The following is a 10,516-nucleotide window of genomic DNA, read 5'->3' on the forward strand; positions in this document are numbered from 1 at the left end:
AACAGGTTGAATACGTGACCAAATCCTGCAAATCTGGCAGTAGATATCCTCTTACATATCAGTTTTGAGTTGAAATAACTCATCATATCCGATCAAATATTCTAATAATTGAAATGCTCTGATTATTTTATATTCAACCTCTATGTTTTATTTACGTCATTATTTTTATTTATGTGATTTATTTTATTAATCATCATAATTATATTGCACTGGTTTTTATGCGTATTTACTGATAAAAAGTACAGCGTTTTTAAGTTTTCATCATCCATGAAAACTATATTTTATATTAAATTGCTGAGGATTTGCTTATGGAAAAATATATTTCTGCGGTATGTGATGAAGTCTCTTCTATTACTCTTACTGATAAAAATATGATTAATGAAGATTCTTCATTAATTAATGAATTAGGTGCGGATTCTTTAGATATTATTGATCTTACTTTTAATCTGGGTAAAAAATTTAAAATTACTATGCCTACCAAGAGTGTATTCACTCATGTGATGGAAACTGCGCCTGAAGATATTATCAATAACCTAGTTATTGGCGATGTACTGACTGAAGAGGGTAAAGGGTTACTTGCTTTTGGTTGTTATAAATACACACAAAAACAATTGGATGCTATCCATACACTAGGGGATTTATTTGGTGAGACGAACATTCATAACTGGGCTTCGTTATGTAAAAGCGTTTTTGAATCAGAGAGTAAAAATGCAGATAAGATCATTTTAGATGAAATTGAACAATATTGTCATAATATGAAAACCAAATCATAAATTTATGACAGCCATTTAAATGTTATACTAATTTTTCGTTAACTCTCCGTTAATGATTTGATTTTTTAATTTAAGTCAAATCTGATATTTTTACTAAGGTGGTAGTAAAAATGGCTGGTATCACGACAGAAAGAGTGGTTGTAACCGGTTATGGTTTAATTGTTCGTAATCATAATTGCCCACATACTTTATTCCATTCATTAATGGAGGGTAAATCACTTATCTGTGAAGATGAGTTGTTAAAAGAGAATGGAATAAGTCATATTCCAAGTGCAAAATTAACTTCCGAAGACATAAACCAACTGCGTAATCAATTTAGTTCAACAGATAATTTTGCCAATAACCTTGTTTTTCTGATGGCATATTGTGCCAGCAAAAACAGTTTGAAAATGGCAGGGTTAAGCCGTGAAGAACTGATGCAATATCAATGTGAATTATTTTTTGCCAATAATAAAATACTTATTGATGGTAATACACTGAGTCAATATCTCAATAAAGAGCAGTCTTTGTCAGAGTCCGTTGATATTGAAAATATAGCCTCACTGATCCGTCCGTATGAAATTTCTGAAGAATTGATTAAGCATTTCCATTTATCGGGGCAGACAAGAGTATACGGTGATGCCTGTACCGCAGGTATGGCCGCACTCTATTCTGCATATCGGACAATTAAAAGCGGCCGAAGTCAGATCGCTCTGGTTGGTGCTTCTGAAGAAGCTACCCATCCTGTCACACAGGCATTATTTAAAAAAGTCAAAGCTCTTTATAACGGTGAATTTACTGAATTAAATCAATCATCACGGGCATTTGATAAAGACCGCTCAGGCTGTGTTTTAGCAGATGCTTCCGCATTTCTTGTGGTTGAAAATTATTCTCATGCTCTTGCTCGCAACGCCACGATATTAGCTGAGATTGCCGGAATGTCCCGTCAGTCTGAAGGCTACAAAATGACATCAACGGATTTATCGGGGCAATATTATCTCAACTCTATGTCTGCGGCGCTGGAAGATGCTGAATTATGCCCTGAAGATATAGATCATATCAATGCGCATGGTACTTCAACGGTCAGTAATGATCTGGCGGAAAGTAAAGCGATTCACGACCTGTTTCCACATAAGCCTCCCGTTATTTCCACAAAATCAGCAATCGGTCATTCGCTGGCAACCAGTGGATTATTGGAAGCCATACTCACCATCGAAACGCTGAATAATTATCAACTGCTCCCCAGCCTTAACTTTTCTGAGTCGGGGAAAACGGATGGCCTTATCAATGTCAACAAAACGGCAAGAGCCATACATGCTAACCATATTCTCAGTAATTCTTTTGGTTTTGGCGGAGAAAATAGCAGCCTGATCTTAAAACGTGCAGAGGGGTAACACATGGCGATTTATATCACCGGCGGTTGCACCTTATTGCCTGATAATCTGAGCATGAGCAATATTATTGATGGAAATATTAAAGGTGCTGTTTTATCCGGCAATACACCACATTTGCCTCAGATTATAGGGGAAAGATTCATCAGAGAAGGGGATTTTGTTATGCCTGCTGTCGATAAGATAATCCGGCGAGCCAGCCATCCGCAAAGCCAGTGGGTACTCTATACGGGAATTAAAACTTGGGAAAAGGGTATCGGAGAGCATTTTCCTCCTGAACAACGGGGATTATTTCTTGGCTTAGGCACTACGGATGCGGATAACAATGCTTACTTTATTGCTTCTGATGCAAAAAATGATGGGGATTATGTCTCCAGATCGTTAGTCGAAAGACCACCATTGATGGGGTTGATGTTATTGAATACGTCAACAGCCAGCCATTTGTCACAACATCTGAACATAATGGGTGATAATGCCTTCTTTTCCCCGCAAGTTGATGCGGGAGGCCATGCTCTGCTGGAAGGTTATTACAGCATCAAAGAAAAACGAAGCCAGTTTGTGCTTTGTGGTGGCAACGCCCAGAAAATTTCAGCGTGGTACTATCTTGCTTATGAGCGGTTAATCGGGAACACGCCGTGGTTACCTGCGGAAGCTGCTTCGTTTACTGCGTTACATCATGATGACCGGAATGCGGATAGCGAGTTGGTCTATGTTAACCGCACGATTATTCATAGCAGTCATCACTATCAGCATTTTCTGTCGCAAGCACTGAATGCCGGGTCACCCTATCAAATTATTCATGTCGGCAGGCTAGAGCATGACGCTATTCCGCTGACATACGCAATTTTTCCTGAGGCTGTTCAGTTTCATCTTGATAAAGCCATCGGATACACCGGGCCAGCGGCTGTTTTTATTGCAAGTAATCTTGCCATCGAATTGCACCAAAAATCATTGGTACTAGATAACACCCATACTCACATCCAAACCCGATTGACCTGTCAGCAAGCGTCGCCAAAGGTGCTGATACTGGTTCATGGTCTGGAAAAACAGTGCATTGCTGTTTTGCTCGATATGAACATGCCCGGGAGAGAATTATCATGATATCCAATCGTCGTGTTGTTGTGACCGGTATGGGCGTTGTGAGTGCTTTCGGAACTCAGCTTGATACTGTCTGGAAAAAACTCTGTGCAGGTGAATCCGCTATCAGCCCTCTGACATTTGAGGATAACGGAACCCTGCCAATCAAATATGCTGCCCGAATCGATTTCAATACCCTACTGGCTGAAAATTCAGCTTACCTACCCGCATCCGGTCTTACCGATCGGCGGGGAGTCATGGGATTTATTTCAGCGTTTAAGGCATTAGAGGATGCGGGATTACTGGCACTGCCACACATCAATGAACAGCATATTGGTATTTATGGATGTAGTGGTGTCAGTGAAATTTCGGAGAATGATAGACAGTTATGGCGTGAAAGCCGCCAGGTAGAAGATACCGACCCACAAGATATTGAGGCGTTATTCAGGCAGCGTCATAACCTGAGTTTTTGTTCCGGTATCAGGTGCAGTAACGATGGAATGATTAATGCCATTGCGAGCCAATTTTCGTTATCGGGGCCTGCAATAAACCTGAATGCCGCTTGTGCCGGAGCAACCCATGCTATCGGACTGGCCTGTCAGTCGATCAAAAGAGGTGAAGCAGCCATTATGCTGGCGGGAAGTGCGGATTCAGTCATCAATCTGCATACCCTAATCGGCCTAAAATTATTGGGTGCTACCGCAACAACAGAAAAGTGGGGAAATACACTTTGTCGTCCTTTTGATAAAGATCGTAGTGGATTAGTGGCGGGTGAAGGCGGAGCATTTTTAGTGCTTGAAAGCGAAGAGCATGCCCGGCGCCGGGGCGCTAAGATCTATGCTGAAATTAAAGGCTATGGCGCTTCACTGGACGCTTATAAACTAACGGCTCCGCATCCCAATGGTATCGGCGCAGAAAATGCCATCAGACGGGCAATTGGAGACAGTGGTTTATCACTGGATCAGATCGATTATATCAATGCTCACGGTACATCAACGCCACTGAATGATGCTCAGGAATCCGCTGTGATAAAGCGCATTTTTGGTTCCCGGCCGCCGCTGGTTTCATCAACCAAGTCAATGTTAGGTCATTGGATAGCTGCCGCAGGCGCTATTGAAGCGGTCGCTACGGTTTTGACGGTAAAACATCACTTCATTCCACCCACTATTAATTTTACAACGCCTGATCCACTTTGTGATTTGGACTATGTTCCCAATAAAGGGCGGTCTTTTTCTGTGAAAAATGCAATATCCAACTCATTTGGTTTCGGTGGAATTAATTCCTGCTTAGTCATAGGGGATTACAATGAATAAAAAATCAGTAAACAATAAATTAATCAAACTGGTGGCTCATAATGTCACCACTCTCAGCTCGCTGTTTCATGATCCCAGTGATGAAACAGAAGAGAATAATCTGATTAAAAATGAAAAACTCAGGCGATTTTATTCAACAGGAACACAAAAAGGAGTTATTTCTGCCAGAAAAGCATTAATTTTAGCGGGATTAGATATCCATGATCCGAAAATGAAATTCGGCCTGTACGCTACACAGTATGGTTATTTGCATCCGTTACCTGAGGAGTTATTGCCAGAAGATACGCAAACTCAAGCGAAAAAGCAGGAAAACAGCGCAAACAGTATTTTTAAGACTATCTGGCAAAGCGAGCAGATAAATCCTTTCTTAGTCACGCTGTCACTCAGTAATAACCTGCTAGGCGTGCTTTCTCAGGAATTACAGGTGCAATGCGACTGTGCTTCTTTTTTGCGTGGAAATATCGGGTTACTGGCAGCATTGAGTGAGGCTGAATTAAACCTGAATAGTCACTTAATTGATTATGCGCTGGTTGTTGCATCAGGAATAGGCCATGTTCCTCAGGAATGTCAGCCTGATTTGTCCGGAGAATATGTTGAATTCGGTGTAACGTTCATTCTCACCAGAGTTGAAAATACTACGCCACAAGACCCCACTTATCTCATTGATATTACACATCTCAATCAACATTACCGTGACAAAAACTATGCGGCTGAAACACTTCTTTTCATCAAGGAGCTCGCTGAGCGTATAGAGACTCACAAACATATTGAATCGGTTAATTAATTATAGGAATAACGATGGAAAAGTATGCAACTTTTTGTAGACCTCAGTTGACTCGAGCCTTGATTTCAATGGGTTTGAACCGAACTTATCATCGGGCAGCAGGTAATTTTCTCTATTATTACGATGAAAACGGTAAAGAAACCCCGGTATTGGATCTGTTGGGTGGATATGGCGCAACGTTATTCGGTCATAATTCACCCGTAATAAGAGAAAAAATAAAGCAGTATCTTGATGAAGAAATCCCGATTCATAACCAATTTTCTATCAAAAAATCCTCCGCATTACTGGCTGAACGTTTGAATGAATTATTAAAAGAAGAAACCGGTACAAAAAGTAATTTTATATTCTTCTTTGCGAGTACAGGCGCAGAATCGATAGAAATTGCGCTGAAAAGTGCTGAATTTACCCGTCATACCCAGCTTGAAGCGTTAGAACAAGAAGTTTTAACCGCCATCGCCAGAATCAGCAATGATCACAAAATTAGCTTGACAGAAGAACAATGCCAGCTTCTGCAACTGGAGAAAGAGGCATCAGTCGATGAAATAAAATCAGCACTGATAACATTTACCCGGCATCAATTGGACAAGAAAGCGATTTTTCTGGCACTGGAACACTCGTTTCATGGCAAAACCATCATGACAGCGAGTTGCACTAGTGGAGCGATGTACCGTGATTATCTGAAAAGAATCAAAATCGATACCCATTTTCTGTCTGCTAAAGAGCTGAGCGAATTTGCCGATATGGGCGAAAAAGCAAACGATTTCTATAATAGCTGGTTGTGGCTGCCACAGGAAGAGAATAACCAGATTATTTTTACGAAAAAACCATTCAGAGTCGTGACTGCATTTCTGGTTGAACCAGTGCAGGGGGAAGGGGGTGTTCATCCACTGAGTGCAGAACAAGTCAGTGGGATTAATCGCTTAAAACAGATATTGGGTTGCCCGGTGATAGCTGATGAAGTGCAATCGGGATCAGGACGATGTGGTTTCTTAGTCGCCTCCAGTGATGCAGGGCTTGATGCCGACTATTACGTGCTTTCGAAAGCGATGGGAGCCGGATATGTCAAAATTGGCGTGGTAGCAGTTCGTCAGGAAAGTTTCACGCCGGGATTCGATGTTATTCAGAGTTCCACCTTTGGCGAAGACGATTTTTCTTGCCGGATCGCACTGGATTACCTCAATTTGATCCATGCTGACCAACGCCACTTACTGAAGCAGGTAAAGCAATTGGGTGAGGTGTTCCGAACAGAACTAAATGCACTGAAAGAACAATATCCTGATGTTATTCGCGATGTTCGCGGCAAAGGATTGATTTGGGGAATAGAGTTTTATGATGTGATGAATTCTGATTCCTACGTTATGCAGAATATTGCGGTGCAGGGCAGTTTGGGTTACATCATCAGCGGGTATTTATTGTGTGGCAGCAATATTCGGGTTGCCCCTTCCGCCAGTGCAGCCAATGTGGTTCGGATAGAACCTTCGGTATTTTTGGACGTTAAGCAGATTCAGCCGCTTATTACTGCGCTTTCTGGTGTTTGTCTGGCGATTCGTCATGCTGACACAGGGTTTATTATTGCTCCTCTGCTTGGGAAAAAGGATCTGACTTTATCGACAGATTATCGGCGCGTAGCAAGCCCTCAGGATGAGAATAGCGAAGCTGACTATAAAGTTGCCTTCATTAATCATCTGATATCCGCCAGCGGGCTAAGAGAAGTCGATCCTTCATTCAGTATATTCAGTGACAGCGAATTAGAATTATTTGTCGAAAATTCGACTTTTAATCTCGCCACAAAACCCTTCAAAGCGGCCCGTATCCGCTCCAGTAATGGTAAATCGGTGGAATTTACGCTATATCCGCTGACAATCACGTCAAAAATGATTAAAAAATCACTGGATGAAAATGATCTGGAGCGGCTGCGATATGAAATTGGTACTCGTGTGACGCAAGCGGCCTCAGAGGGAAATATCGCTGTCGGGCTGGGGATGTTTACCTCCATCATTACCAATAATGGCAAGTCGTTAAAAAATCCGCCAATCAGCATGACGACAGGCAATGCACTGACAGTCGGTATGGGCGTAGAAGCATTACAGAAAAATGTCGCCGGGCGTAACATGGCTGATATGCGGATTGCTGTTGTAGGGGGCGCCGGGAATATCGGCAGTGTTTACGCAGAGATATTAGGCCCAAAATTCCGGGAAATAGTCTTGATAGGAAGCAGTAACCACGGCTCGCTGAAAAAGTTGGATGGCGTGAAATACCGCATTTATCAAAATATTTATGAACAATTCATCGTTAGCAGCGCGGTTAATAGGCAGCCAGTAACCGGTGAATTGGTGCAAAGAATTGTAGACAGTCTTGCCGCAATGCCTGCTGATTACCTGACGAATCAGGCCAATGTAGGAATGGCGATAGATAACTATCTGCATCAGAATTACCCGACTGAGACCTTTATCCATACCTCGCAAAATATTTCTGATATTGAAAACTGTGATGTGATTGTGTGTGCATCGAATGCGTCAGAGGCATTTTTGTCCGTTGAGAAAATCAAGAACGAAGCCATTATCTGTGATATTTCCGTGCCACATAATCTTTCCGATGAGGATGTGCTTAAACGCCCTGATCTTAAAATATTACGCGGCGGTATTGTTCAGACGCCTCACCATGACAGCTTAGATCCCCGTGTACGCGCCTACCTGAAAGAAGGCCAGATTTATGCGTGTATGGCTGAAACGCTTTTATTGGGGCTGGAAGAGTATCAGGGAAATTTCTCATACGGGAATATTTCTGCGAACCAAGTGATGGATATTATGGCTATTGCTGAAAAACACCATTTCAGCTTATCTAATATCAAAGAGAGTTCAAGCCTATGAACACTCCTGAAAAATGCCCATCAGATATCCAGAAGAAAAATGCGATTGTCACGGGAGGCAGTAAAGGAATCGGCAAATCCATTGTATTGAGCCTGTTGGATAAGGGGTATCGGGTCGCGTTTTGTTATCGCCATGAAACACCCCAACTCTTAGCGTTTATCGCCGAAGTGAAGCAGAATTATCCGGATATTTTACCGATTAAGGCTGACTTAGCCTGTGTTGAAGACGTCAACATGTTTATTGATAACGTCGTTGATACGTTTGGTCGGGTTGATCTTCTGGTCAATAATGTGGGAATCACTCGGGATGGATTATTGGCGACAATGGATATTAAAGATATCAACCTGCTGATAAATAATAATTTATTAAGTTATATCTTGTGTAGCCGTGAGGTATTAAAAGTCATGATATCGCAACGCAGCGGCCATATTATTAATATTTCATCCATATCCGCCACCAAACCAAATAAGGGTCAATCTGTTTATGCGGCAACCAAAGGTGGCATTGAGTCATTAACACGGGCATTGGCGGTTGAGGTCGCACCTAAAAATATCCGGGTTAATGCAGTGGCTCCCGGTGTTATTCAAACTGACATGACGGAAAATTTATTAAGTATTCATAAGGAATTTATCAATCATAAAGTGCTGCTTAAACGCGTCGGACATGTTAATGAAATTACCAGTGCAATACATTTTCTGATAGAAAATAATTATATCACGGGTGAGATCCTTAATATTAATGGCGGAATTTGGCTGAGTTAAGTAAGGAAAAATAATGCTAACATTTATTGTTACTGGCGCTGCCAGTGGAATTGGTTTTGCCATTTGCCAAAGACTGGTTGCGGCTGGATATTATGTCATTGCACTTGATATTAATTCAGAAGGGTTAAATGAATTAGTAAAACAATCACCCGAATATATTTATCCATTACAAATTGATTTAGTTGAAGAGCATGCAATAATCAACCAATTAATGCCTTTAATAAAAGAACGTGAAATACAGGGCATTGTGGTGAGTCATGGTAGAGCCGACTATAATGATATCGAACAAAATGATATCTGGGATTTAGTTCTGACCACGAATTTGCACTCAACCCAGCGTTTATTTTCACATATTGTACCTAATATTATTTCGGGCGGGCGAATTGTTATTATTTCATCTATTCTTGGCAAAATGGGAACAACGCGGAATACGGCTTACTGTGCATCAAAACATGCTTTAATGGGTTTAACAAAAGGCTTAGCACTGGATCTGGCGGGAAGGAAAATTACCGTCAATGCGGTATTACCGGCCTGGGTTAATACACCTATGTTAGTAAAAGGGCTGGAACCCCATGCACAATTATTGGGGTGTTCAACATCCGTTTTATTAAAACGAACGGCTAAGCGTATTCCATTACGGCGTTTAATTACACCACAGGATGTTGCCGGTACAGTAATGTTTTTCATTTCTCCTGATGCTGCTATGATCACTGCCCAGGGAATAATCATTGATGGGGGGGAAAGGAGAGGAATGTAACATATTAGTTCACCGGGCATTTGTTAGTTTTTTTATTTCGTAAAGGAGTAGTAAAAATGGGAGTAGTAAAAATGAAGCACATGATTATTTATGCTCATCCGAATCCTAAAAGCTTTAATTTTGCCATTAAAGAGAAAATAATTAGTGAAATTGTTAAAAAAGGTGAGGAATATTCCTTTATTTCTCTTTATGACGAGAAGTTTAACCCTATACTTGATAGCCCGGATTTTGAAGCTCTGCATCGGGGAGAAATATTAGCTGATGTTGCAAAAAGTCAGGCGATGGTGAAAGAAGCCGATCACCTTATTTTTATTTATCCTATCTGGTGGTTTGGTCAGCCCGCTATTCTTAAAGGATGGATTGACCGGGTATTTTCTAATGGTTTTGCTTATTACGAAGACGAACGCACTTTTATTCCTTATCTGACCGGAAAATCAGCCACTGTGTACGTCACGTTGGGAACTGAAAAACATGTTTTAGAGCAAAACGGGATGGACGTGGATCAGTTTATGGGCAGTATGACGCTCGGAACACTCGGGTTAGTCGGTATTGATCCTGTCAATGTTGTTCCTTTTTATGGGATCCCGAAGATCACGGATAGCGAGCGTAAGACCCTATTGGGATCTGTTGTGATGTAAAGCATTCCAGCCACGCAGCGACTTTTTCATTTTCATCTTCCATCATTACCAGATAAACACTAGCTTCTGACTGCTGGCATTTATCTGGTGCGCCGGTCATGCTCCCAATAATTAGATATTGTGATAAACTTCCCATTTTTTATTATGGGTGAGATATGGCTAAAGTTGATGTG

The 10,516-nt window shown here is 41.4% G+C and carries 9 protein-coding genes; all 9 read left to right on the forward strand.

Translation table 11 applies throughout. The features are described from left to right. Positions 1-308: 308 nt before the first annotated feature. The 9 genes from AAC147_RS04410 to AAC147_RS04450 all read left to right on the forward strand — a co-directional run bounded on the left by AAC147_RS04410 (position 309) and on the right by AAC147_RS04450 (position 10,343). Positions 309-773: an acyl carrier protein gene (locus AAC147_RS04410; RefSeq protein ID WP_047685767.1), complete on the forward strand. Its 465-nt coding sequence runs from the start codon at positions 309-311 to the stop codon at positions 771-773. A 110-nt stretch (positions 774-883) separates the two neighbouring features. Beyond that, positions 884-2,146 carry a beta-ketoacyl-[acyl-carrier-protein] synthase family protein gene (locus AAC147_RS04415; RefSeq protein WP_052189802.1) on the forward strand — a complete coding sequence of 421 codons (1,263 nt, stop codon included), beginning with the start codon at positions 884-886 and terminating at the stop codon, positions 2,144-2,146. A gap of 3 nt (positions 2,147-2,149) precedes the next feature. Continuing rightward, positions 2,150-3,244, forward strand: a complete 1,095-nt coding sequence (locus tag AAC147_RS04420; protein WP_047685769.1) for a hypothetical protein — start codon at positions 2,150-2,152, stop codon at positions 3,242-3,244. Continuing rightward, complete coding sequence (locus AAC147_RS04425) at positions 3,241-4,533, forward strand: beta-ketoacyl-[acyl-carrier-protein] synthase family protein (RefSeq protein WP_047685771.1); 1,293 nt, start codon at positions 3,241-3,243, stop codon at positions 4,531-4,533. Before AAC147_RS04420 ends, AAC147_RS04425 begins: the two co-directional genes overlap by 4 nt. Then, on the forward strand, positions 4,526-5,317 hold the full coding sequence (locus tag AAC147_RS04430; RefSeq protein ID WP_047685773.1) for a hypothetical protein: 792 nt from the start codon (positions 4,526-4,528) through the stop codon (positions 5,315-5,317). The genes AAC147_RS04425 and AAC147_RS04430 overlap by 8 nt, the downstream gene beginning before the upstream one ends. A gap of 14 nt (positions 5,318-5,331) precedes the next feature. After that, positions 5,332-8,187, forward strand: coding sequence for an aminotransferase class III-fold pyridoxal phosphate-dependent enzyme (locus AAC147_RS04435; RefSeq protein ID WP_047685775.1), 2,856 nt, complete (start codon positions 5,332-5,334; stop codon positions 8,185-8,187). Beyond that, on the forward strand, positions 8,184-8,948 hold the full coding sequence (locus AAC147_RS04440) for an SDR family NAD(P)-dependent oxidoreductase (RefSeq protein WP_072032562.1): 765 nt from the start codon (positions 8,184-8,186) through the stop codon (positions 8,946-8,948). The genes AAC147_RS04435 and AAC147_RS04440 overlap by 4 nt, the downstream gene beginning before the upstream one ends. Before the next feature lie 13 nt (positions 8,949-8,961). After that, positions 8,962-9,705, forward strand: coding sequence for an SDR family NAD(P)-dependent oxidoreductase (locus tag AAC147_RS04445; RefSeq protein ID WP_047685777.1), 744 nt, complete (start codon positions 8,962-8,964; stop codon positions 9,703-9,705). Positions 9,706-9,761: 56 nt separating this feature from the next. After that, positions 9,762-10,343 carry an NAD(P)H-dependent oxidoreductase gene (locus tag AAC147_RS04450; protein WP_231571615.1) on the forward strand — a complete coding sequence of 194 codons (582 nt, stop codon included), beginning with the start codon at positions 9,762-9,764 and terminating at the stop codon, positions 10,341-10,343. Positions 10,344-10,516 lie beyond the last annotated feature (173 nt).

The organism is Xenorhabdus sp. NBAII XenSa04 (assembly GCF_963866145.1).
In the GTDB taxonomy this organism is placed as follows: Bacteria; Pseudomonadota; Gammaproteobacteria; order Enterobacterales; family Enterobacteriaceae; genus Xenorhabdus; species Xenorhabdus indica.

Excerpts from the sequence above, each read along its gene's own strand:
- AAC147_RS04425 (WP_047685771.1), top strand. The coding sequence starts at position 3,241 with ATGATATCCAATCGTCGTGTTGTTGTGACCGGTATGGGCGTTGTGAGT.
- AAC147_RS04435 (WP_047685775.1), top strand. The coding sequence starts at position 5,332 with ATGGAAAAGTATGCAACTTTTTGTAGACCTCAGTTGACTCGAGCCTTG.
- AAC147_RS04430 (WP_047685773.1), top strand. The coding sequence starts at position 4,526 with ATGAATAAAAAATCAGTAAACAATAAATTAATCAAACTGGTGGCTCAT.
- AAC147_RS04420 (WP_047685769.1), top strand. The coding sequence starts at position 2,150 with ATGGCGATTTATATCACCGGCGGTTGCACCTTATTGCCTGATAATCTG.
- AAC147_RS04410 (WP_047685767.1), top strand. The coding sequence starts at position 309 with ATGGAAAAATATATTTCTGCGGTATGTGATGAAGTCTCTTCTATTACT.
- AAC147_RS04440 (WP_072032562.1), top strand. The coding sequence starts at position 8,184 with ATGAACACTCCTGAAAAATGCCCATCAGATATCCAGAAGAAAAATGCG.
- AAC147_RS04450 (WP_231571615.1), top strand. The coding sequence starts at position 9,762 with ATGGGAGTAGTAAAAATGAAGCACATGATTATTTATGCTCATCCGAAT.
- AAC147_RS04445 (WP_047685777.1), top strand. The coding sequence starts at position 8,962 with ATGCTAACATTTATTGTTACTGGCGCTGCCAGTGGAATTGGTTTTGCC.
- AAC147_RS04415 (WP_052189802.1), top strand. The coding sequence starts at position 884 with ATGGCTGGTATCACGACAGAAAGAGTGGTTGTAACCGGTTATGGTTTA.